The organism is Acutalibacter muris (genome assembly GCF_002201475.1).
GTDB lineage: Bacteria > Bacillota > Clostridia > Oscillospirales > Acutalibacteraceae > Acutalibacter > Acutalibacter muris.
On sequence record NZ_CP021422.1, the window covers coordinates 431,576 to 453,375 of the forward strand.

The following is a 21,800-nucleotide window of genomic DNA, read 5'->3' on the forward strand; positions in this document are numbered from 1 at the left end:
ACGGACATATGCGCAGCGAGCAGGAGACGGCAGAGGCAATAGACCGGCACGCCGACATGGTGCGCAGGCTATGCCTTATACATCTGAAGAACCAAGCCGACTCTGAGGACGTGTTTCAAACGGTGTTCATGAAATACGCCCTCAGCTCTGTTGTGTTTGAAAATGAGGAGCATGAGAAGGCATGGTTCCTCCGGGTGACCATCAACGCCTGCCGGGACCTGCTGCGAAGCTTTTTCAGAAGCCGCACGGTCCCCTTGGAGGAGCTTATCGAGCTGCCGGACGAGACCTCCGGCGACTCCCGGGAGGTGCTCCGGGCGGTGCTGGAGCTGCCGGACAAGTACAGGGAGGTGGTGTACCTGCACTACTTCGAGGGCTACACCGCGCCGGAGATAGCCGGGCTCATGAGGAAAAATGTGAACACTGTATATTCTCTGCTGGCACGCGCGAAGAAGCTGCTTAGGGGAAGGCTGGGAGGTGACGAGGATGCGTAGCAGGCTGCAAAGCGCTTTCTCGGCGGTGCGTGCCGAGAGTGGGCTTAAAGAGAGGACCCTCCGGCGTATCTACGCCCCGGCGCGGCGCGGCAAAAAGCGTCCGCTCGCCCTTGCGGCGGCCTGCCTTGCGGTGCTGCTCTGCCTTGGGGGCGGGCTGTTCTTCACGCCGGTTTCAGCCATCGGCATTGAGATAAATCCGTCGCTGCGGCTGAAGGTCAACCGCTTCGACATAGTTATCGGGGTCGAGGGGCTGAATCGGGACGGCGAACGCATAGCGGAGAACACCCAGGTCCTATTTTCCGAATACTCCAAAGCTATCGATACCCTTCTCTCCGACCCACAGCTCCGGGTATATCTCGAGGAGGGCCGGGACATGGAGATATATGTTGAGTGCGAGGACGAGCAGCGGTGCAACAGGATGCTGGAGCGAGTGGAGGGCTGCGTAAACGGCGAAGGGAACGTTACCTGCCACGCCGGCAGCGGCTCGGGCCATGGAGAAGGGCACGGCGGGGGCCACGGGAGGTGTCACAGGCATCGGGGCGGCCAGGAGACAGATTAAGACTCCTTCAGGCTCATGGCCAGCACTCGGCAGGCCTCGTCTATAAGAGCGTCGACGTCGCCCTCGGTATAGCCGGTGTGCACGTCTAAACAGTCGCTCTCCAGGTTATAAAGCCCGAAGGTCACCGTGTCGAAGAAGTTTACGGCGGTTATCGCGTCCCGCACCGCGCAGAGCCCCTGGAAGTTCTCGTCGGTCAGGCTCCATTTCTTGGCCCCTCCGGCAAGGCTCACCGGGTATTCCTCGCTCATGAGCCGCGAGTCCATGGGGAAGCCCAGGAAGGTCCCTTCTCCCGCCAGGAACTGGTTGTAGAAGCCCGTACCCTGCTGGCTCTCAAGGCCCAGAAGGTAGTCCAGCACCAGGAAGGCCTCCTCCTTATGTCTGCTGCCCGCGCTTATGGCGGCGTAGCTGCGCACCGCGGCGGTGACCCCGCCGGGCTTGGAGTAGAGGGGGATATAGGTCAGGGGAACGTCCTCTTTAACAGTGTCGGCAGCATGGATATAGAAGCTGGAGACGCCGGTATTGAACCCCGGGCCCACCAGGGCCTGATAGTATGTGGGGGTGTCGCCGAAGCTCTCATTGTCGGAGAGGTCCATCAGTTCAAGGTTCTTATGTATGCGCGCTTTCACCTCGTCGGCGGTGAAAAGCAGTTCCTCCTTGTCGTAGTCCGCAAGCTTCCCCAGAGTATTGTGCACCGTCCTGTCGCCGATGGACAGCTTTTTCTGTGGGGAGCCGCCGTCGAAGCTTATGCTGGCAAGGTCTATGATATCCTCGCTTGCGGCCATCTGCTCCCAGGTCATGTCCGTACTTGGGTTATGGGTCACGTCCTCCTTCAGAAAGCAGCTCATGTTGAACTGGTAGCTAAGCGGGATGATGAACTGGCCCTTCTCGGTCCTACCGGCGTTCAGGACGGTCTGGACCTGCTGGTCCCAGTCTGTGTACTGGGACTTTTCCATGAGCTTGTCCAGGTTCAGAAGAAGGCCGTTCCGGGCGGCCTTCTCCGGGTATGGGAACACCAGGTCGTCCTGCCAGCCGGAGTTGATGATGAAAAGGTCCGGGCCATCGCCGCTCATTATCTCCGTGTGCAGCCGGGTCAGGGCCCCCATGCGCTCCTCACCCTCGGGGGGTACCAGCTCTATTTCAAATTCCTGCGCTCCTCCGGACTCCGCCAGTGTCTCAAGAATCTTCTCGAAGTCGTGGGTGGCCTGGTTCACCATGGTGTCGCGGATGTCCAGGTCCAGGCAGATGCGAAGGGGACCTTTGTCCTTGGGTCCACAGCCGGGAAGGCATAGGGCCATGATCAGTGCCAGGGTGAGTAAAGCTGTCAGTGTGCGCTTGACGTTTTTCATAACCAAAACCTCGCTTAAATTTTTTGACAGACGGCCTGTTGGTTGCGCCTGTCATATATAAGAAGTGAGGTTTTTTACCGTTGGTTGCACAGAAGCATAAATGTTTACAGAATGTTCATATTTTACATCCCCAGCAGCCCGGCGGCGTTCCCGCCCAGTATCATATGGAGCTCCCCCTGAGAAAGGGGCTGGGCCCTTATCCAATCAAGGCTCTCCCTCTGGCTGCTCCAGGGGCTGTCGCTGCCAAAGAGCACTCGCCCCGGGCCGAAGGCTTTGACCAACTCCATGAAGCCGTCACTGTCCAAAAGCTGAAGCTCCTCCTCTGAGTAGTGGCTGTCTATGGGGGTCCTCCTGCCGGTAGAGAAGCTGGTGTCGATAAACACCGGCAGCCCCGGCAGCAGTTCCAGTACCTTGTCCCAGCAGCGCCAGCCGCCCATATGGGCCAGCACCAGCTTTACAGGGCCCGCCTGCTTCACGGCGTTTTTCACCATCTCCGGGGAGCAGCGGACCACCCCGGGGAAGCCTATGTCCAGGCCCGCGTGGGTGACAACGATAAGTCCCAGCTCCCCGGCCCGGTCCAGTATACGCAGGGTGCGGGGGTCGTCAAAGTCCACCCCCTGATAGACCGGGTGGAGCTTTATGCCCCGGAGCCCCAGGCTCTTTATGCGTGCAAGCTCCTCATGCCAGCCCTCATAGTCCGGGTGCATACAGCCGAAGGAGAGAAGCCCGGCCTCCCGGAAATTTTCGCTGATGGCGGCGGAGGAATCATTTATATGCTCCACCTGCCGGGGAGCCGTGGCCACTGGGAGCACAACGGACAGGTCCACTCCGGCTTCACCCATGGAGGCCCGAAGCCCCTCCGGGGTGCCGTCGGTGAAGGGGAGTGTATGGCTCATGGCGCTGAGCTTACTGAGGGTGGACGCGGCTATTTTGGGCGGGAAGGTGTGGGTGTGGAAGTCGATTATCATGCTGTCTCCTTTAGTTCATATACCGCACCTGCTGGACCTCCTCCAGGGGATAGAGGGTCAGCGAGGGGGCGCTGACGTTCTTTTCTGTCATGCGCACGGCGGTAAGCTGTGAGTTCGAGTAGGTCTTATAATAGTATATTCCTCTGGTGGTGTTCATGCAGCAGGCATAGGTGGTGGTGTTGCAGACGTTGCCCTTGAGCATAGTGGAGCCCCGCACCAGCCAGACGTTGTCCAGGATATGGAAGAACTGGGAAACGGAAGCCTCCTCGCTGTCCCCGCAGAGGGAGTTCATCCTGTTAAAGCAGGCCCGCACGAAGCGGGAGGTGGGGGAGTTGTCCCCGGGCAGACCGATGGAGCCCATACCGCTGCCGAAGGCGCAAAGATCCAGGCCCTTACAGAAGCGGTTCTGGGGCGGCTGGGAGGTGAGGTTCATAAAGCTGTTCAGGTTCATGCTGTGATAGGGGAAGGTGGGGTTATTGGTCAGCACGCCATAGGGATTGTCGTATACCCGGAAGCCCTCCTCTCTGGTCTGCTCCACCACAAGGCTGTCCGCGCCGTCGCTTATCATCCAGTGCAGCGGCGCGGTGGGGGTGCCCGGGTCTATGGGGATATCCACCAGCCAGACAGAGGGCAGTTCCCTTTTAAGGTCCTCTACCGTGGCGAAGGTGCCCAGCACCCAGAGTATGAACTCATAGGGGGCAAGGTTTCGTTTCCCGGGAACCGGCTCGCCGTACCAGGCGTTTTCCGGGAAGTTGAGTCCGGCCATGGAGAGGCCCTTCTCGTTGGTGGCCTCGGCATAGAGGGGATATCCCCCCTTGGCGGTGGCCATGCCTATCATGGCGTACCAAGTCTCAAAGCTGTCCCCGGACTTCAGGGGGACGCGGTAGTTCCTGGGGGTGACGGCCACCTGCTCGCCGAAGCGGTAGTGGAGGTCCATGGTGCGGCCAAAGTATACGTCCCGGGTTTTCATGGTGATGCAAGTGCACATATATGTCCCGCCTTTCATACTGGGTATAGTTAACGCAGTTCAAAAGAGATAAATACCTTTTTTCAAGTGCGTTTACTATAAACTATAGATATAACTGTAGTCATAGTATGAAGCGGCTGGGGATTTTTATTCTTTAAGCTCTAACTCGGCTGCCTCCATCATGTAGTGGTAGAGGGGAACGAGCCCCGAGAAGGAGTCCGAGAGCAGCTGCGGGAGCCTGTCAGTGAACAGGTCCTCCCCAAAGTAGTCGTCATAGCCGATGCTGGCCTGTTTGCGGTTGTACCAGGGATCGAGGATATCATTATAGTGGCCCTTTGGCCGCTTGTATTCGTCGCCCCAGAGACGGCTTTTGTCCCGGTCCGGGACGGCCAGTAAAAGTTCCTCAAAGCGCTTTGGGTCGCTGTCTATCTTTTTGCGGAAGGCCGCGGCCTGCTCTGCCGAGCGGTCCCAGTACCCAAGGCCGTGGGAGGTGCCCGAGAGCCCAAACTCGAACCATAGCATGGGGCCGGTGTTTCGGCAGTCCTCCCGCTGAAGGGAGAACCACAGATGGTCATGGTAGGGCCCCCGGCCAAAGAGCCGACGGGCGTCCCGGTAAATCCTCGACACGTGCAAGCCGAAGCCGCAGCCCGGAAAGTCCTTTGCCATTATGGAGCAGGTCTCCCCGGCAAGCTCCTTGAAGGGGCGGTGCAGGAGGGTCTCAAACTCCTCCCTATGCTCCTGGAACCATGGGCGTTCATTGTTGATGGACAGCTCCATAAGGAAGTCCATGGCCCGGGGGGTAAGTGGCTGGGTCATTCTGCCATATCCTCCCTCCAGGGCTTTGGAGTGCTGGTAACGCGGTAGGCCGCGCAGCCGTGGGGGGCCACGGTGGCGCGGACAAGGCCGTCGGCAAAGTCGATGCGCCCGCCCTCCCAGAGGTCTATGCCGGCAAGGGCTCGAGGCCATATGCTATGGATCGAGACAGAGAGCTCGCTGGGCTCGTCCGAGAGGTTGAAAAGCACCACATATTTCTCCCCAGAGTCAGGCTCCAGGGCCGTCCAGGCGGCGGAGTTCTCGTTTCGGTAGAGCTGCCTGGGGCGGCAGGGCAGCATATCCAGCACGTCCCAGTTTGTCAGGAGGAACATGGTCCAGTCGTCCAGCTTTGTCAGCTCCCCGCCCATCATCAGGGGCGAGCCCATCAGGCACCAGAGGGTGAACATGGTCTTCTGCTCGTCTTTGGTGAAGCGGGTGTCCCGCTCGTCCCCGAAGCCTGCGCCGATGCGACCCAGGGGCAGCATATCGCAGTCCGGATAGGAGCCCGGCCCCACGTGGTCCTGCCACTGCTCGCAGCGGCGGAACATACCCTTTAAGAGCTCCCAGTCGTCCCAGAAGTCGTCGGTTATCCGCCACATATTGGCGTGGGCGTGGTAGTGCCAGGACTCGTCCACCACCGCCGGGCCCGGGGACAAAGAGAGCACTATGTCCCGGCCGGTCTTTTCGATGGCCCGGGAGATCATCTCTATTTCAAAGCTGCGGGAGTAGGCCCGGTCGCTGTGGGGCACCAGGTTGTCTGTGTTGCAGATGTCGTCGCACTTTATGAAGTCCACACCCCAGTCGGCGTACATACCTATGATGGAGTCGTAGTAGGCTTGGCCGCCCGGGCAGTCCCGCACCCCGTACATATCAGGGTTCCACCGGCAGACAGAGCCGGGGTCGGCCACCATGTCGGCGGTCTCGTTGTGGCCCAGTATCTTCATGTGGCCGTGGGCGGCGGCCCGGGGGATGCCCCGCATGATGTGTATGCCGAACTTCAGCCCCAGGCTGTGGATATAGGACGCGAGAGGCCCGAAGCCCTTGCCGCCCTGCGAGGAGGGGAAACGCTCCGGGTCCGGCTGGAGCCGGGACCAGGAGTCTATCTCTACGTAGCCGAAGGGAATGTACTGGAAACGCCCGCGCATACTGCCGGCGTTTTTTGCGTACCACTGGATGTCGATTACCACGTACTCCCAGCCCCACTCCTTCAGACGCTCGGCCATGACCCGGGCGTTGGCCCGGACCTGCTCCTCATTTACAGTGGTGTCGTAGTAGTCGTAGCTGTTCCACCCCATAGGCGGGGTAAGGGCGATTTTCTTGCTTGTCATAGCCATATCCTCCCGAAGCTGTATCATTGTCATGATGATACGTTCTGGATATTATGACACATATTTTAGAATCTTTCAAGTGCTTTTGAGAATTATATAAAAATAATGCGATTCCAAAACGAAAACTTGTTGGAATCGCATATAAACTTATCATACTATGTTAGAAAACATTTTTGGCTCCTGTACGATATGATTCGTATGCACCCACCATAAGTCGTGTGAGAGCCACAGCCTCATCAATGCCATTGGGCGCGGTGCCCTTGCCACCAAGGGCGGCTATCCAGGCGTCGATGGGCATGGGGTCGGGTTCCGGCAGGGTCTCAAGCTTTACAAGCTTGCCCTCGGTCTCCTCAGAGCTGTACTCCAGGAGGTCGTTGTGCACCATTAAAGAACCCTTTGTGCCGCTGAGCTCCAGAACGTAGGGGAGGCCGGTGCTCACAAAGCCGGTCTCCGACACGCCGAGGGCACCGTTCTCGAACTCCAGCACGGATACGGCGTTGTCCTCCACGGGCTTGCCGGTGACGGTGGTGAACATGGACACTACGGACTTTGGCTCGCCCATGAGCCAGTGGAGGGTGTACATGGGGTGTGCCCCCAGGTCCATCATGGCCCCGCCGCCGGTCTCGGCGGCATTGTAGAAGTGGGGCGGCAGCCAGCCGGCGGTGCTGCCGTTGTGGACGTTGCGCACCCGGGCGTAGGTCACCTGGCCCAGCTTGCCGCTCTCCAAAATCTCCTTGGCGGCCTTCAGGGTGGGCCGGGTCTTGTGGGGGTAGGAGATGGTGAAGATAATGCCGCTCTCTTTTACAGTTTTGGCTATCTCCTCTGCCTCCTCATTTGTAAAGGCCAGCACCTTTTCAGTAAAGATGTGTTTCCCGGCCTTTGCCGCGGCCATGAGCACCTGGGGGTGCTCGCTGGTGGCGGTGGTCACGGACACGCCCTCTATGGAGGGGTCGGAAAGGACGGCGTCAAGGTCCGGCTGGAAGGGCACCCCCAGCTTCTCGGCCATCTGTGCGCCGCGCTCAGGGTCGCTGTCCCAAAGACAGCAGAGGGTGGAATCGGGGTTTTTCTGGAGGGCGGTGGAATACTCCATGGTGTGCACATGCCACGCGCCCAGGACTGCAATGTTCATAATAGTTTCCTCCTGGAAAAAATTTATGGTAATGCCGGTAAAGCGCCGCAGAGCCTTACGCTTCACCCAGCATGGCCCGGACAAGGTTTGCGGCTTCAAAATCCTTTGTGCCCATGCCGTACCCCACCCGCAAAAGGGTCATCACGGGCATATCCCCAAAGCTATCGGCAAAGTGCCGGAGAAGCGCCGCGCCGGTGGGGGTGCAGAGCTCACCCTTGATTTTGCCGCCGTATATGGGCACGCCGGTGAGAATATGTGCCGTGGCGGGGGCGGGGACGGGCAAAATCCCGTGGGCGCACCTTACCTGGCCGCTGCCCACGTGGACAGGGGAGACTATTACACGCTCCGGGGCCAGCCTGTCCATTAAGAGACAGACGGCGGTAACGTCCGCCACGGCGTCCATGGTTCCCACCTCGTGGAAGTGTATCTCGGTGACCGGCACGCCGTGGGCATGGCTCTCGGCCCTGGCGATAAGGCCGTAGACCTCAAGTATATCCGACTTCACCTTCTCGGGGACGTTCAGGTGCCCCTTGACGAGGTGTTCTATGTCGTGCATACCGCTATGGTGGTGCTCGTGCTCATTGGAGTGCTCGTGGTGGTGTTCGTGGTGGTGATGGTGCTTCTCACCCTCTGTTTGGCCGTTAACAGTCACCTTCATATGGGTGCCGGTGATGCCGCACTTCACCGAGGGCACGGCGGTGAACTCCACCCCAGGGAGGCCGAGAGCGTTCAGTTCCTCAATAAATTTCGGACGCTCCTCTTCGGGAAGCAGCTCCAGAAGGGCCCCGGAGAGCATATCCCCGGCGGCGCCCATGTTGCAGTCAAAATATATTACTTTCATGATTGCACCTCCATCTGTATTATACCATAAATCTGCTTGGAGTTTTCCGGTACTTTTGCGAAGCAAAAGGCGAGCTCTTCGAGCGATAGGGAAACTCCGAAGGTACGCTTTGCGTACATTATACCATATGCCCGGGATTTGTCAATCTGAAAGGGCCGGGGAAATCCGTTTCACGGGTGGTTATGATTTTACCCTTGACCCTCCTCAAGGACATACACGCCTTTTTTAAGCTTTTTCAGCTTTCCCTCGTCGCATAAACGCTTCACTACCCGCTGTAATTGCCTGCGGCTGCAGTGGAATTGCAGGAGTCCCTGGTTTATGCTGTGCAGGGTGTGGTCCGGCTGGACGTCTCTGAGAAAGGTTAGCACACGCTCCTCCACCGAGTGTTCCCGGTGGCCGATAAGGGTATAGGTGACCACCATGCTGTTTATGCACTTTAAAAGGTACATGAGAAACACGCAGTCCCGCTCAAGCGCCTCCCGGTTCCGTTCGATAGGCAGCGATACGCATAGCAGGTCCTCCACGGCCTCGGTGTAGAATACCGGCAGGCCGGGCTGGACGAATTCGATAGCGCCCATGGCGGTGCGGCCCACCCCCTGGGATACCGGCAGCCACTTGCCGTCCTCCCGCAGTCCGTATACCTGCACAGTACCGCGAACGGTGAACAGTATGTCCTCCAGAGGACGGCCCGGGGCGCAGATAAGCTCGCCCTTTTCGTATTCCACCAGCCGGAAATCAAGGCCGCTGGTCTCGAAGTGTTCGATAATACCCTCCTGTATCAAAAGCCGCTCAAGGAGCTTCTCATCATGGATATATTTCATGCGCCCACTCCCAAAATTTTTCTTTTATTATGCCATATGTCACAATAAAAATCAATGGAGTATGCTGAAATAATTACAGCGAAACATGAAAAAGCATTTATAGCAAAAACTATCTAAAGACTTATCTATTCAATTTCAATATTGACACTTCCAACTTTTAGGTATATAATATATTTAAAATATTAGAGAAAGGAGGGATTATAGTGAAGCCGCTTCGATTCTGCGTGATTTCTTGCTTATCTATTTTTATTCTATCGCTGTTTGCACCTGTTTCCATATCTTCCCAAGCATTTATGACCGCCGAGGAAGCATTTGAAGTCCATGGCATTGAACATTACGCTTACATGGACGCAAGTAAGGCGGATGCCAGATTGAAGCCTATAATTCTTGAGGCAAGAAAAAGAATCATTTATTCTGTAGCCGGTGACGGGTGGGCTCAGGACGGAGTGAAAGCTTACGTCGCTGACAGCAAGGGAAATATCAAGGAAAGAATTCCGTGCTTTCATGAGTTATTTCCTGCTGACTGGGAACCGCCGATTTAGTGTTAATCACGGTGCCGGATTAGTAATATTTGCTATATTGTATTGAGAATATGAGATGTTCAATTTCTCCCAACCACTTGAAATCAAGGCCATCAGGTCCAAAGCGGCCCAGGACCTCCTCCTATATAGTTAACGCAGTCCAAAAGAGATGAACCGCTTTTGGACTGCGTTAACTATATCAAAAGCCGCTGGGGCAGTTCCTAAATTTTTTCTTTTGTTGTGCCATGTGTCATAACAAAAGCCAATGGATTATGCTAAAATAATCCCAGAAAGATCTATGCAAAGGAGCTATGCCTCATGAGTGATACAAAAGAAAAGAGCACGGTTTTTGACACAGAACACCTGGTGCGCACCTATTTTGCCCAGGCGCTTCCGGTGGTGTTCAGCATGATAATAAGCCTGATCTATAACCTGGCTGATACATACTTTGTGGCCCGCACCGGCAGCACCCTTATTGTGGCCGGGGTGTCTGTCTGCGCGCCGGTGTTCACGGTGCTGATGGCCTTTGGCAACGTCTACGCCCAGGGGGGCAGCTCCCTTATCTCCCGCTTGATGGGCAAAAACGACCAGGGGAGCGTCCGGCGGGTGAGCTCCTTCTGCTTCTACTTGGCCATCGCCACCGGTCTGGTGCTGGCCGTGCCCATGCTCATATTCCAGGGGCCTATCCTCAGGCTGCTGGGGGCCAGCCCGGAGGTCATGCCCTATGCCCGGGAGTATTACCTGGTGCTGGCGGCGGGCGCCCCGGCCGTTATACTGCCCTTTATCCACTCTAACCTGCTGCGCTGCGAGGGCGCCTCCACCCTGTCCATGCTGGGCAATGTGGGAGGCTCGGTGATAAACATAATACTCGACCCCATATTTATCCAGGTGCTGGGCATGGGCGCGGCGGGCGCGGCCATCGCCACGGTGATAGGCAACCTTGCAAGCGACCTGTTTTTCCTTGCAATAGTTCTTGGTAAGAGCCGGCACCTGTCGGTGACCCCCCGGGACTGGCGGGTGAGCGCCGGGGAACTGCGGCAGATATTCAGCGTGGGCATAACCGCCGCCGTCACCAACATAGCCTCCAGCGTATGCGTGGTGGTCACAAACCAGTTTTTAAAGGGCTATGGCGATGAGAAGATAGCCGCCTGGGGCATCGCCAGCAAGGTCGCCATGATAGCCCAGATGGTGCTTATAGGCCTTGCCTTCGGCGGGGTGCCCCTGTTCGGATATCTGTACGGCGGCAGGGACTTTAAGAAGCTTAAAAAGCTCATCAGCTTCTGCACGGCATTCATAAGCTGCTACGGGCTCCTGATGGCGTTAATTATAATTCTGCTGGCCCGGCCCCTTACATTGGTTTTCATGGACGACCCGGGTGTGGTCAGGGACAGCGCGCTGATGCTCCGCTGGCAGGTATCCGGCTCGGCCTTTGCCGGGATAGTTCTGCTGTTCACCTGCCTGTTCCAGGCCACGGGCAAGGCTGGCCCCGCGCTGGCCCTGTCCCTCTCCCGCCAGGGGCTGTTGTTCCTTGCCGTGCTGGGGGTGGGGGTACTGGTGGCCGGGTTCAACGGTCTGCTGGCCGCCCAGCCCATAGCGGACGCTCTAAGCGCGGCGCTGGCGGTCATCATGTGGCGCGCGGCCTTCCGCAAGGAGGGCCTCAGTGCAGTGTGAACAGCCGAAAGCCGTAGTCTATATCGGCCCCGGTGCGCTTTCTGAGCCTGTCCCCCGCCCGGCGTATACGCTCTGCGCCTATATCGCTGATGGCGGCGTACCCGGCCCTTCGGGCGGCGCTGTCCGAGGGAGTGGGCTCAGGCAGCTGTACCATTATGAACCTGCGGCGGCCGCCGTCCAGTGCGTTCTGCTCCATGACCGCGTGGGCGGTGGAGGCCGTGCCGGAGAAGAAGTCCAGCACAACGTCATCCCTATCGGTGACGGCCTCAAGAATCCGCATAAGGAGCCTTATGGGCTTCTGTCCCTTGAACTCCTGACCGATACCCAGAAGCTTCGATATCTTCTCCCCGGAAAAGGACATGATGGCAATGCTGTTTAGGCCGTCGTACTCGTTGCAGTTCCAGGTGTCCTCAAGGGGGTACCTTTCGGGACGGTTCTCGTGGTTTATGAAATGTAAAAGCTCCCGCCCCTGTTTGGGGGTAAGACCCAGCTCCCGCAGCTTTTCCCTGAGCTGCGGGGTACTTTTTACAAGGGGCCTGAAGTCCTTATTTTCTATATACAGCTTTTTAAAATCCATCAGCTCATGGTTCCTGGAGTAGAACAGTATGCTGTCATGGTTGCGTATGAAGTTTGCTGCGGCGGTCTTATAGCCGGAGAGCCAGCCTATACGCCAGATTATCTCCCGCTGGAAATTCTCCTCGCCAAAGACCTCGTCCATCAGCTTTCTGAGGTTCGCGGCCTCGTTATAGTCTATGGACACGAAAATGGAGCCCTCCGGACTCAGAAGCCTTTTTGCAAGCTTCAGCCTTGGGTACATCATATTGAGCCAGTCCGCGTGCAGCCGCCCATAGTCTGTGCCGTCCCCGCCGGAGCACTGTCTTTTTGGCCGGGCGAAGTTGTCACCGTAGATAAAGTCGGCGCCGGTGTTATAGGGCGGGTCAATATAAACGAGCTTGACCCGGCCGGCATACTCCTTTTGCAGGAGCTTCAGCGCGTCCAGGTTGTCCCCTTCGATATATATGTTCTCCGAGTCCGTTCCGCCCCGGGTCCCGTCCCGTCCCAGGGACCTTTCCTGCTCCTGGCGCAGTTCCTTTTGGCTCCGGCTGAGCTCTGCCGCAGCCTTTTTGCCCGGCCAAGTGAACTGGTACTGCTCGCCGCTGTCCATTTTCTCCATACTTCAAGGCCGCCTATGTTCTCTGGGCGCTGTCCAGAAGCTCCCGGACCTCCGCCGCCGTATTCAGCCGCCCGACGGAGTCCGCAAGGCTGTCCGCCTCCACCTTGCTCCACAGGGAGACGGTCTTGCGCACCCTTGGCACAGCCACCGCCGAGACGCTGAAGCCCGTGACGCCATAGGACATATACAGGGGGACAAGCCTTGGGTCCGCTGCGGTCTCGCCGCAGACAGAGACCGGGGTTCCACTGGTACTGCCGCACCGAATAATATGACGGAGCACTCTGAGCACAGCCGGGTGGAGGGGGTCGTACAGGCCGCCCACCGCCGGGTTGCCCCGGTCGCAGGCCATAATATAACCGGTAAGGTCGTTGGTGCCGATGCTGAGGAACGCGGCCTCCCGGGACAGGTGGTCGGCTATAAGAGCCGCTGAAGGGGTTTCTATCATTACCCCCGCGGGTACGCTCTCAGAACAGGGTCTGCCCTCGTTGATAAGCTGTTCCCGGGCCTTCTGGAGCAGGCTGCGGCAGGAGCGCAGCTCTGAAAGCGTGGAGACCATGGGGAACAGGATGCTGAGGTTCTCTCCGGCTCCGGCACGCAACAGAGCCCGCAGCTGGGTGAGGAACACCTCCTCATTTTGAAGGCACCAGCGCACGCCCCTAAGCCCCAGGAACGGGTTCTCCTCCTTCTGGGTACTGAGACAGGGCACGTTCTTGTCGCCGCCGATATCCAGTGTGCGTATCACCACCTGCCGTCCCCCGGCGCCCTTTAAGGCCTGCCTATAGGCCTCGGCCTGCTCCTCCTCGGTGGGCGGGACGGAGCGGTTCATAAATAGGTATTCCGTGCGGAAAAGTCCCACGCCCTCGCCGCCGGCTTCTATCACCGCCGCCGAGGCGCTGGGCATACTGATATTGCAGTAAAGCCGGTACTCCCGGCCGTCGGCCGAAAGGGTGCTTCGGTCCCGGAAACGCTCCATGCACCGGCGCTCCTCCTGCTGGGCCTTGCGCCGGCTGCGGTACTCCTCGATGACCCTCTCCCCCGGGGAGGATATGACCTCGCCCCTGGCGCCGTCAACAATAATAAAGTCCCCGGAGGACAGCTTCTTTGTGGCGTCCTTTATTCCACAGACCGCTGGCAGGCCCATGGTTCGGGCAAGTATGCTGGTGTGTGAGGCAGGGCCGCCCTTCTCCAGCACAAGGCCGGATATCCGCCCCGCGTCCAGGTCCGCCATGGCGGAGGGGCTCAGCTCCTCCGCCACAAGTATTGAGCCCCTTGGGGCGTTCTTTATTACAGTATCCTCTACGCCCAAAAGCAGGTGCAGAAGGGCATTGCGCACGTCCCTTATGTCCTCGGCCCTAAGGCGGGTAAGCTCGTCGTGAGAGTCCATAAAGGCCGCGATATACTGTTCGCTGACCTGGTTCAAGGCCATTTCGGCGGAGCAGCCGGATTCAATGAGAGAGCATATCTGGTCCTTTACCTCCGGGTCGTTGGCAATGTTGATGTGGGTCTCGAGTATCCGGGAATCCTCAAGGCTTGTGGAGAGCTGCAAATGGCGCATACGGCTGGCGGTATTGTCACAAAAGGCCTTTACAGCCTTGTTATAGCGGGATATTTCTGGTCCAGGGTCTATTCGGCGGTCCTCGTCAAATACCAAGCTGTGCTCCTGCAGGAGCAGTACAGTTCCAAGGCCAATACCGTTTGAAACGGCGATGCCTTGCAGCATAAGGCTACACCTCCTTTTTTTCGGGCCGGCGCTGGAGAGTGGTCAGGCTGTACAGGCAGGCGGCGGCGGCGGCAAAGTAGATGGTGACGTTGGGGCGGCGCAGGACGTTGCCGGATATCTGCGCGGCCGCGATGGCCAGCAGAAAGCATATGCCCACCGCGCCGGTCTCCAAGGTCAGAAACTGCCTGAGCCCGCTCCAGAAGCCTCGCAGCCATCTGAGGGCTTTGGGCCCCTCGGTTTTTTCCGTCTCCAGGGCTCGACGCACGCTGCCGGCAAGGGCCCTGAAAACCCGGAAGAAGAACAGGGCAAAAAACAGCAGATAGATGGCAAAGCCCAGATAGCCCATGTTATAGAAGATACCGGGGAAATCATTTTCCAGGTCGTAGATGGTATCGCCCAGAAGGAAGTCGCTGTACTCGAAGCCCAGCAGATGGGTCAGAGTATCCTTTTCCTGCCATACGAGCTTTGCGAAGTTCAGCTTTATTTTCCGGGTGTTGGAGAGAACCTCGGGGGAATCCGTATACCCAAAGATCTCCATGACGTTGTACATACCGAAGCGGGCGTTCAACTCCTCTGTGCGGTAGCCGTATATACCTGTGTCCGAGTATATGGGCAGCACTGCCCGGCGCACCTTCTCCAGCTGACGTTCGGAGGAGGGGCGGCTTTTTTCACTGTGGATTATATTCAGTGTGGTCTGGTCCGCGCCGGAGGTCTCCAGGGTGTTTGATATCATGCCGCTATAGACGTCCTGGGAGGACTCGGTCCTTGCGTTCCTAATGGCCATGGGGGAGTAGCCCTTAAAGGCGGCCGACAGTATGAGGAGCGCAAGCAGCGGCAGCACGTAGCGGGGGGACCTTTTCCCAAGCTGTATCAGGAACAGAAAAATATATGCGCCGCCGATGATAAATATTGAGAAATAATCAAGCTTTGAGCCGGTTATAAACATTAAAACCACGGTCAGCAGTACGCCCAGCAGATAGACGGGGTATTTTCCGCTTCTATAGGCGGCGAATATGGCCAGGGGCGCGGTGAGCACGATGACGGCGCTCTGGGCGCTGGGGATAAGGAACCATCCCAGCACCCCAAGCTCCAGGGACCCGTAGGTGTATACGGGCCGGCCTATGGCCCAGGGCAGAGCGGTGAAAAGTATTATCTCCAGAAAGCATATGAGAACGCCGAGATAAAAGCTCTTACGCAGGTGCGGCCGGCCTTTCAGCGCCGTTATGAAGGTGAGGGCGTACAGGGGGAAGTTCATAAGGCGCAGCAGATTCGCCGTGTCCTCCACCGGGGAGGTGCAGCCGATGCGGAAGCAGTTGAGCATATGGGCCGCCCAGAACAGGGCAACAACGCCCCCAAGGATAAGGTACACCCTTTTTCTTTTTGTAAGCAGGAAGCCCAGAAGGACCACCAGGGCCAACAGTCCGAAGCGCAGAAGAGTGGTTATGGAGTTGAGGCCATAGCGGTCGGCAAAATATGAGAGCACATCCAGCGCGGGCTGCAGGACCAACAGCCCCAGCAGGATGCCTGAGAGCTTATCTTCGAGAAGGGTTTTCAGCTTTTGCAATTCATCCGCCTCCTTTTATTACCGGGCTCTGTATTATCGTAAGCCCCTGCCGCCGTTCATAGCGGGCCCGGAGCCTGCCGCTTCCATAGGCTTTTGTAATATGGCATAGCTCTGCCGCCGCCAGGGACAGGTACACGGACGCGCTGGGGTTTTGCAGGACGTTGCCGGACAGCTGCCCAGCCCCAAGTCCCAGGACCAGGAGCATCAGCCACGCGCCGAAATCTACTGTTAGGAGGCTCCCAAGCCCCTGAAGATTCTTCACACAGCTTATGGCTATGGGCAGGAATATATAGCCAATAAAGCCGATAAACAGCGCAAACCCCATATAGCCGTAGTAGTACGGCAGGGCTGAGATATCGTTTTCCGGGCCGTACAGGTTAGGGCCTATGGCCACGTTCGACCGCTCGAAGCCCAAAAGCCTTGTGGGCGCGTCCTGCTCCTCCCAGAGCAGCTCCATGGCCTTTAGCTTTTTAGTGCGGCCGTCATAAAGGGTGGTGGCCTTGGTGGTATAATTATAGGCTTTCATAACACGCTCTGTGCCGAAGCGGTCCAGAAGGTCCCCAAGAAGGGTGCCGCCGGCAAAGCTCAGCCCGCCGTAAACGTCCTCGTATACCCGGGTGATACGCTCCTCTATCTCGGGTGGAATCTCCCTGCTGTCGTATACGTAGTCCTTATATTCTCCCATTATCTCGTCCGTGGGCTCCTGGCAGATCTGGAAGGATTCGCCGGTAAGGGTCTGGCGGGTCTCCATGATGGATACCCCCTTGAACAGTACCAGCAGCACAAGAGCCGCCGCCAGCGGTATACAGCAAAGGCGCATACGCCCGCCGGAAATCAGGACAAAGAAACATAAGCCCAGGGCCGTCAGCATTGCTGAGTAGTAGGCGAGCCGTGTGCCGGTGAAGTACAGCAGAGTAAAGCCCAGGGCGCTTGCCAGGGTAAATATCCATACCCGCCGGGTATGGTATGCCCAGAGGAGCAGGCCTATGACCAGCATACAGACGATGGCGCTCTGACCGTTATGGTTGGAAAACCAGCCAAGAAGGCCCATCTTCACCCCACGGGAGGGGCTGTCATAGGTATACACCGGGGAGCCGGTCAGGTAAGAGAGGCCTATCACCAGAAGCACCGTGCAGAAGTTTACGGCCAGGGCCCCGCTGATATGACTTTCAAGGCCATCGCAGCTTTGAAGGAGGGTGGTAAAGGCAAGGGTCCACAGGGGGAACTGCACAAGCTTCAGGTACTCGCCCAGGTCCCCCAGGGGGTCCTGGTAGCCCAGCCGGAAACAGTTCAGCGCGTGCAGCAGCCAGAAGCCGGCGATGACTCCTCCGAATATCAGATAGCGGCGGCGCTCGGTTTCAACAATAAAACCGTAGACAAAGACGGCGAACAGCAGAACGGCGCGCAGGGCGGTGGTGATAAGGGTGCTGCCGTACTCGTTCATGAAATATGACAACACGTCCAGCGGGGGCTGGAGGGCCATGACGGCGAACAGGAAACCGCCGCCCACGCCGGTCAGTTTTTTTCTTAGGTTTGATATATCCATGCTCTATGCCTTTCGGTTCCTTTGGAAGTCTTTAATTGCGTACATTATAGCATATTTTTCGACAGGGCACAAGGAAAAATACAAAAAGTCCGGCACCGAAAGTGCCGGACTTTTTCTGCAAATCAAATAGAAATTTTAGAAGTTGCCGCCAGTCAGGTCCTCCACGATAAGGGCGCGGGGAGAATTGTCATTGGCAACAGGCGCGGCCTTGGGGGCCGCAGCAGGAGCCGCGGGTGCCACAGAGGCGGGCTCAGCCGGGTGGGGATGGTCCCGCCAGTCGAAGAACTTTGAAGCCACCTGGGGGAACAGGGCGTAGCTCAGAGTGTCCTCCTCGCTATGTCCAAGACCCTTCTCCTTGCATTCGGCTCGCAGCTTCTCCATCTCGGGCTCCAGAAGGTCGGCGGGACGGCAGGTTATAACCTCGTCATTGCCGATGCACTTCCTGCGGACCTCCTCGTTGACGGTACCGGGCAGCTGGCCGTACTCGCCCCGAAGCAGGCCCTTGCTCTCCTTCGAGACCATTTTATACCGCTCGCCTGACAGCACGTTCAGCACCGCCTGAGAGCCCACTATCTGGCTGGTGGGGGTGACAAGGGGCGGGAACCCGAAGTCCTCACGGACACGCGGCACCTCCTCGAGCACCTGATAATACTTATCCTCAGCGTTGGCCTGTTTCAGCTGGCTGATAAGGTTAGAGAGCATACCGCCGGGTACCTGATACAGAAGGGTGTTCACGTCCACCTTCAGTACCTTGGGGTTGATATCCAGCTTCTCGGCAACGCCGCGGAAATGGGCGGCGGCCTCGGAGAGCTTGTTCATGTCAAGGCCCGTGTCCCGGCTGGTGCCCTGGAGCGTTGCCACCATGGCCTCGGTGGCGGGCTGGCTGGTGCCGTTTGCCAGGGGGGACAGGGCGCAGTCAACTATATCCACTCCGGCCTGGGCGGCCATGAGGTTCGTCATGTCGCCGGTGCCGGTGGTGTTGTGGGTGTGCAGGTGTATTGGCACGCCCACATTTTCCTTGAGCTTCTTAACGAGAGAGTAAGCGTCATAGGGCAGCAGCAGGTTCGCCATGTCCTTGATGCAGATGGAGTCGGCCCCCATCTTCTCAAGTTCCATAGAAAGCTTCACAAAGTAGTCCTCGCTGTGCACGGGGCTCTTGGTGTAGCTGATAGCCACCTCGGCCCAGCCGCCGTATTTCTTAACGCAGCTTACCGCCGCCTGGACGTTCCGGGGGTCGTTCAATGCGTCGAAGATACGCACCACGTCTATGCCGTTCTCGATGGACTTCTTAACGAACGCGTCCACCACGTCGTCGGCATAGTGCCTGTAGCCCAGAAGGTTCTGGCCGCGAAGGAGCATTTGCAGCTTCGTGTTGGGCAGGCCCTTCTTCAGGGTCCTGAGGCGCTCCCAAGGGTCCTCGTTGAGGAACCGCATACACACGTCGAAGGTCGCGCCGCCCCAGCACTCCAGGGACCAGTAGCCTACACTGTCCAACAGGGGCAGTATGGGCACCATGTCCTCCAGCTTCATGCGGGTGGCCGCCTGGGACTGGTGCGCGTCGCGCAGGATGGTATCCATTATCTTTAGGGGATTTTTAGCCATAATTCAGTATCCTCCTTCTTAACCGAACAGGGACATCAGGACGCCCGCGGCAACAGCCGAGCCGATAACGCCGGCCACGTTGGGGCCCATGGCGTGCATCAGCAGGAAGTTGGAGGGGTCCTCCTTCTGGCCCACCACCTGGGAAACCCGGGCGGCCATGGGAACGGCGGAAACGCCGGCGGAGCCAATCAGGGGGTTCACCTTCTCCTTGGAGAACACGTTCATGAGCTTTGCCAGCAGCACGCCGCCGGCGGTGCCCAGACCGAAAGCGATAACGCCCATGCAAAGTATCAGCAGGGTGCTGGGGTTCAGGAAGTTCTTGGCGGTGGCCGTAGCGCCCACGGTGATGCCCAGGAAGATGGTGACGATGTTCATCAGCTCGTTCTGGACGGTCTTATTAAGACGCTCCACAACGCCGCTCTCCTTCATAAGGTTGCCCAGCATCAGGCAGCCCACCAGGGGGGCCGCAGAGGGCAGCATGAAGGACACGAAGATGGTGACGATGATGGGGAACAGTATCTTCTCGGTCTTAGAAACCGGGCGCAGCTGTTTCATCTTTATCCGGCGCTCCTCCTTGGTGGTCAAGGCCTTCATGATGGGGGGCTGGATAACCGGCACCAGGGCCATATAGCTGTACGCCGCAACGGCGATGGGGCCGAGAAGATGCGGGGCAAGCCTTGCGGTGGTATAGATGGCAGTAGGGCCGTCAGCGCCGCCAATGATGCCGATAGAGGCGGCTTCAGGGCCGGTGAAGATAGTGAGCCTTGCGGCCACATAGGTAATGAAGATGCCCAGCTGGGCGGCGGCGCCCAGAAGCAGGGTCTTGGGGTTGGCGATAAGGGGGGCAAAGTCAGTGCCCGCGCCTACGCCGATGAAGATAAGGCAGGGATAGATGCCCAGCTTCACGCCCAGGTACAGATAGTCTAAAAGCCCGCCGTGGCCTGTGCCCAGCTCTGCCCAGTCTATCTGGCCGTTTGCGAAGATCTCCGAGTGGTACATCCCCGCGCCGGGCAGGTTCGTCAGCAGCATACCGAAGGCGATGGGCAAGAGCAGCAGAGGCTCGAACTTTTTAACTATAGCCAGGTACAGCAGCACGCAGGCGACGAGTATCATCACCAGCTGCAGTGGCTCGTTCATCACCTGGGCAAAGCCTGTGCTCTGCAGGAAATTTTGTATTGCTTCCATAGGTTACACTCCTTATTGAATTTTGGTATACTTTTTGAAAGATAAGTGTGCCCTATGGGGCTCAGGCTATGGTGCACAGAACGTCGCCGCTCTGAACGGACGCGCCCTTGGTGGCCGAGACGCTGGTAACGGTGCCGTCCTTGGGGGCCATTATCTCGTTCTCCATCTTCATGGCCTCGAGTATCATCAGCACATCGCCGGACTTGACGGCCTGGCCGACGGACACCTTCACGTCAAGGAGGGTGCCGGGCATGGGGGCGCTGACGGGCTCGCCTGAGCCTGCGGCGGCAGGTGCGGGAGCAGGTGCAGGAGCGGGCGCGGCAACGGGAGCCGGAGCAGCTGCTCCGCCCTGGATCTCCTCTACAGTTACCTCGTAAGCGGTGCCGTTTACGTTTACGTTATATTTTCTCATAATTTGTGTTTCCTTTCTGGATTCAATCGGATTTTATCAGGGCTTTGATCTGCTCACAGCTTGCGGATGGAGTGGATCCTGATATGGTCCACGCTTCCACCCATGTCCTCGGCGATGGCGGCCGATATGGCGGCCACCAGCTGCTGCTTGTTGGGCTGGGGGGCGGCAGCTGCTGCCGCGGGTGCAGCCGCAGCGGGGGCGGCGGGCGCGGGGGCCGGGGCTGCCTTGCCGGCGCCTGCCATTATGGCACCCATGACCTTGATGATGATGATAAGGCATATGAGCACCACAAACACCGTGATAAGGCCCATGGCCACCACCTGCAGGAAACTGGGCTCGGCGGCCGCGGCCTCTAACAGCTTGAAAGACGGCATGTTTCTTTTACCTCCTTTCTTCTCTTGGAATTATGAAAATAAATAGAGTAAAACTTATCAAAGATTTTGAAAAACGCCAATTTTCCCGCATTTTATCAAAATCACCTAAATCATACCACGAGACGGACGATTTGGCAAGTCCTTCATTCATATTTTTTTCAAAAAATCCCACAAAAAAGTTTACAGGGGAGTTTATAGGGCCGGCCTTATAAACTCCGCCGCCCTTTCCCTTGCGGCCTCATAGACGAACTTATCGATAAGATAGGGCTTCGTGGGGCGCTCGGGGTTTTCCTCTTTGGGGGTGAGGGCGTATCTTAATATAATTATATTATCTTCCGTATTACATTCTTCAAAGCCCATGGACTTAAAAAAAACCAGCGCCTCCTGGTTCTCTCTATCCACCCGGGCGAAGACCCGCCGCCGGCTGCCCTCCTCCATCATGTCCCGCAGGAGGGACCAGAGGGCCGTGCCCACCCCGCGGCGGATATAGTCCTCCCGCACGTAGAGCTGGAATTCCACGGAGAATAAATTTTTTGGGTCGTTCCTGTCCTCGGTAAGGTGGCAGAAACCCACCGTCTGGCAGTCCACCTCGGCCAGAAGCCAGCCCAGGCCATAGGTGTACTTATCTATCCTCTGTATATAATCCTGAAGCTCCGGGGGCTCCTTTTCCGGGGCCTTAACTGTGCCGGTATATGGGGCGTAGACCTTCAGCATAGAGGGGCCGTCCCATTCGTTTACCCGGCGTACCGCTTTAAGAGTCATTGCCAT

21 protein-coding genes are annotated in these 21,800 nt (G+C 57.8%); 4 read left to right on the plus strand and 17 right to left on the minus strand.

What is annotated here, in order from left to right:
* Positions 1-8: 8 nt before the first annotated feature.
* Entirely contained in the window at positions 9-491 is a 483-nt protein-coding gene (locus ADH66_RS02115; RefSeq protein ID WP_066536293.1) for an RNA polymerase sigma factor, read from the plus strand.
* Entirely contained in the window at positions 484-1,050 is a 567-nt protein-coding gene (locus tag ADH66_RS02120) for an anti-sigma-I factor RsgI family protein (protein WP_066536291.1), read from the plus strand. The genes ADH66_RS02115 and ADH66_RS02120 overlap by 8 nt, the downstream gene beginning before the upstream one ends.
* On the opposite strand, the gene ADH66_RS02125 is transcribed toward ADH66_RS02120, so the two are convergent.
* The 8 genes from ADH66_RS02125 to ADH66_RS02160 all read right to left on the minus strand — a co-directional run bounded on the left by ADH66_RS02125 (position 1,047) and on the right by ADH66_RS02160 (position 9,263).
* Complete coding sequence (locus ADH66_RS02125; protein ID WP_066536289.1) at positions 1,047-2,396, minus strand: extracellular solute-binding protein; 1,350 nt, start codon at positions 2,394-2,396, stop codon at positions 1,047-1,049. The genes ADH66_RS02120 and ADH66_RS02125 overlap by 4 nt on opposite strands.
* Before the next feature lie 122 nt (positions 2,397-2,518).
* On the minus strand, positions 2,519-3,364 hold the full coding sequence (locus ADH66_RS02130) for an amidohydrolase family protein (RefSeq protein WP_066536283.1): 846 nt from the start codon (positions 3,362-3,364) through the stop codon (positions 2,519-2,521).
* Between the two features lie 10 nt (positions 3,365-3,374).
* Positions 3,375-4,352, minus strand: a complete 978-nt coding sequence (gene bsh, locus ADH66_RS02135) for a choloylglycine hydrolase (protein WP_066536280.1) — start codon at positions 4,350-4,352, stop codon at positions 3,375-3,377.
* Between the two features lie 126 nt (positions 4,353-4,478).
* Positions 4,479-5,147, minus strand: a complete 669-nt coding sequence (locus ADH66_RS02140) for a DUF2461 domain-containing protein (protein WP_066536277.1) — start codon at positions 5,145-5,147, stop codon at positions 4,479-4,481.
* Positions 5,144-6,472, minus strand: coding sequence for a glycoside hydrolase family 27 protein (locus tag ADH66_RS02145; RefSeq protein WP_066536274.1), 1,329 nt, complete (start codon positions 6,470-6,472; stop codon positions 5,144-5,146). Before ADH66_RS02145 ends, ADH66_RS02140 begins: the two co-directional genes overlap by 4 nt.
* A gap of 160 nt (positions 6,473-6,632) precedes the next feature.
* Positions 6,633-7,601, minus strand: coding sequence for a Gfo/Idh/MocA family protein (locus tag ADH66_RS02150; RefSeq protein WP_157130608.1), 969 nt, complete (start codon positions 7,599-7,601; stop codon positions 6,633-6,635).
* Between the two features lie 55 nt (positions 7,602-7,656).
* A complete protein-coding gene (larC, locus tag ADH66_RS02155) occupies positions 7,657-8,442 on the minus strand; it encodes a nickel pincer cofactor biosynthesis protein LarC (protein WP_066536271.1) in 786 nt (261 codons plus the stop codon).
* A gap of 188 nt (positions 8,443-8,630) precedes the next feature.
* Entirely contained in the window at positions 8,631-9,263 is a 633-nt protein-coding gene (locus ADH66_RS02160; protein ID WP_066536269.1) for a cyclic nucleotide-binding domain-containing protein, read from the minus strand.
* Positions 9,264-9,466: 203 nt separating this feature from the next.
* On the opposite strand from ADH66_RS02160, the gene ADH66_RS02165 reads away from it, so the two are divergent.
* Together ADH66_RS02165 and ADH66_RS02170 are read left to right on the plus strand one after the other, a co-directional pair.
* A complete protein-coding gene (locus tag ADH66_RS02165) occupies positions 9,467-9,805 on the plus strand; it encodes a hypothetical protein (RefSeq protein WP_066536266.1) in 339 nt (112 codons plus the stop codon).
* A gap of 297 nt (positions 9,806-10,102) precedes the next feature.
* Complete coding sequence (locus ADH66_RS02170) at positions 10,103-11,455, plus strand: MATE family efflux transporter (protein ID WP_066536264.1); 1,353 nt, start codon at positions 10,103-10,105, stop codon at positions 11,453-11,455.
* Here ADH66_RS02170 and ADH66_RS02175 read toward each other — a convergent pair.
* The 9 genes from ADH66_RS02175 to ADH66_RS02215 all read right to left on the minus strand — a co-directional run bounded on the left by ADH66_RS02175 (position 11,442) and on the right by ADH66_RS02215 (position 21,794).
* Complete coding sequence (locus ADH66_RS02175; protein WP_066536262.1) at positions 11,442-12,629, minus strand: site-specific DNA-methyltransferase; 1,188 nt, start codon at positions 12,627-12,629, stop codon at positions 11,442-11,444. The genes ADH66_RS02170 and ADH66_RS02175 overlap by 14 nt on opposite strands.
* Positions 12,630-12,642: 13 nt before the next feature.
* A complete protein-coding gene (gene ptsP / locus ADH66_RS02180) occupies positions 12,643-14,349 on the minus strand; it encodes a phosphoenolpyruvate--protein phosphotransferase (RefSeq protein WP_066536259.1) in 1,707 nt (568 codons plus the stop codon).
* 4 nt (positions 14,350-14,353) lie between these two features.
* Positions 14,354-15,913 carry an O-antigen ligase family protein gene (locus ADH66_RS02185; RefSeq protein ID WP_066536257.1) on the minus strand — a complete coding sequence of 520 codons (1,560 nt, stop codon included), beginning with the start codon at positions 15,911-15,913 and terminating at the stop codon, positions 14,354-14,356.
* Between the two features lies 1 nt (position 15,914).
* The gene (locus tag ADH66_RS02190; RefSeq protein WP_066536255.1) at positions 15,915-17,459 is read right to left on the minus strand and encodes an O-antigen ligase family protein; all 1,545 of its coding nucleotides are present in this window, start codon (positions 17,457-17,459) and stop codon (positions 15,915-15,917) included.
* 135 nt (positions 17,460-17,594) lie between these two features.
* The gene (locus ADH66_RS02195) at positions 17,595-19,061 is read right to left on the minus strand and encodes a pyruvate carboxylase subunit B (RefSeq protein ID WP_066536251.1); all 1,467 of its coding nucleotides are present in this window, start codon (positions 19,059-19,061) and stop codon (positions 17,595-17,597) included.
* Positions 19,062-19,079: 18 nt separating this feature from the next.
* On the minus strand, positions 19,080-20,246 hold the full coding sequence (locus tag ADH66_RS02200; RefSeq protein ID WP_066536248.1) for a sodium ion-translocating decarboxylase subunit beta: 1,167 nt from the start codon (positions 20,244-20,246) through the stop codon (positions 19,080-19,082).
* A 61-nt stretch (positions 20,247-20,307) separates the two neighbouring features.
* Positions 20,308-20,658: a biotin/lipoyl-containing protein gene (locus ADH66_RS02205; RefSeq protein ID WP_066536246.1), complete on the minus strand. Its 351-nt coding sequence runs from the start codon at positions 20,656-20,658 to the stop codon at positions 20,308-20,310.
* A 53-nt stretch (positions 20,659-20,711) separates the two neighbouring features.
* On the minus strand, positions 20,712-21,032 hold the full coding sequence (locus ADH66_RS02210) for an OadG family transporter subunit (protein ID WP_066536238.1): 321 nt from the start codon (positions 21,030-21,032) through the stop codon (positions 20,712-20,714).
* Positions 21,033-21,224: 192 nt separating this feature from the next.
* Complete coding sequence (locus ADH66_RS02215) at positions 21,225-21,794, minus strand: GNAT family N-acetyltransferase (RefSeq protein ID WP_066536236.1); 570 nt, start codon at positions 21,792-21,794, stop codon at positions 21,225-21,227.
* Positions 21,795-21,800 lie beyond the last annotated feature (6 nt).

Excerpts from the sequence above, each read along its gene's own strand:
- ADH66_RS02115 (WP_066536293.1), top strand. The coding sequence starts at position 9 with ATGCGCAGCGAGCAGGAGACGGCAGAGGCAATAGACCGGCACGCCGAC.
- ADH66_RS02120 (WP_066536291.1), top strand. The coding sequence starts at position 484 with ATGCGTAGCAGGCTGCAAAGCGCTTTCTCGGCGGTGCGTGCCGAGAGT.
- ADH66_RS02125 (WP_066536289.1), bottom strand. The coding sequence starts at position 2,396 with ATGAAAAACGTCAAGCGCACACTGACAGCTTTACTCACCCTGGCACTG.
- ADH66_RS02130 (WP_066536283.1), bottom strand. The coding sequence starts at position 3,364 with ATGATAATCGACTTCCACACCCACACCTTCCCGCCCAAAATAGCCGCG.
- bsh (WP_066536280.1), bottom strand. The coding sequence starts at position 4,352 with ATGTGCACTTGCATCACCATGAAAACCCGGGACGTATACTTTGGCCGC.
- ADH66_RS02140 (WP_066536277.1), bottom strand. The coding sequence starts at position 5,147 with ATGACCCAGCCACTTACCCCCCGGGCCATGGACTTCCTTATGGAGCTG.
- ADH66_RS02145 (WP_066536274.1), bottom strand. The coding sequence starts at position 6,472 with ATGACAAGCAAGAAAATCGCCCTTACCCCGCCTATGGGGTGGAACAGC.
- ADH66_RS02150 (WP_157130608.1), bottom strand. The coding sequence starts at position 7,601 with ATGAACATTGCAGTCCTGGGCGCGTGGCATGTGCACACCATGGAGTAT.
- larC (WP_066536271.1), bottom strand. The coding sequence starts at position 8,442 with ATGAAAGTAATATATTTTGACTGCAACATGGGCGCCGCCGGGGATATG.
- ADH66_RS02160 (WP_066536269.1), bottom strand. The coding sequence starts at position 9,263 with ATGAAATATATCCATGATGAGAAGCTCCTTGAGCGGCTTTTGATACAG.
- ADH66_RS02170 (WP_066536264.1), top strand. The coding sequence starts at position 10,103 with ATGAGTGATACAAAAGAAAAGAGCACGGTTTTTGACACAGAACACCTG.
- ADH66_RS02175 (WP_066536262.1), bottom strand. The coding sequence starts at position 12,629 with ATGGAGAAAATGGACAGCGGCGAGCAGTACCAGTTCACTTGGCCGGGC.
- ptsP (WP_066536259.1), bottom strand. The coding sequence starts at position 14,349 with ATGCTGCAAGGCATCGCCGTTTCAAACGGTATTGGCCTTGGAACTGTA.
- ADH66_RS02190 (WP_066536255.1), bottom strand. The coding sequence starts at position 17,459 with ATGGATATATCAAACCTAAGAAAAAAACTGACCGGCGTGGGCGGCGGT.
- ADH66_RS02195 (WP_066536251.1), bottom strand. The coding sequence starts at position 19,061 with ATGGCTAAAAATCCCCTAAAGATAATGGATACCATCCTGCGCGACGCG.
- ADH66_RS02200 (WP_066536248.1), bottom strand. The coding sequence starts at position 20,246 with ATGGAAGCAATACAAAATTTCCTGCAGAGCACAGGCTTTGCCCAGGTG.
- ADH66_RS02205 (WP_066536246.1), bottom strand. The coding sequence starts at position 20,658 with ATGAGAAAATATAACGTAAACGTAAACGGCACCGCTTACGAGGTAACT.
- ADH66_RS02210 (WP_066536238.1), bottom strand. The coding sequence starts at position 21,032 with ATGCCGTCTTTCAAGCTGTTAGAGGCCGCGGCCGCCGAGCCCAGTTTC.
- ADH66_RS02215 (WP_066536236.1), bottom strand. The coding sequence starts at position 21,794 with ATGACTCTTAAAGCGGTACGCCGGGTAAACGAATGGGACGGCCCCTCT.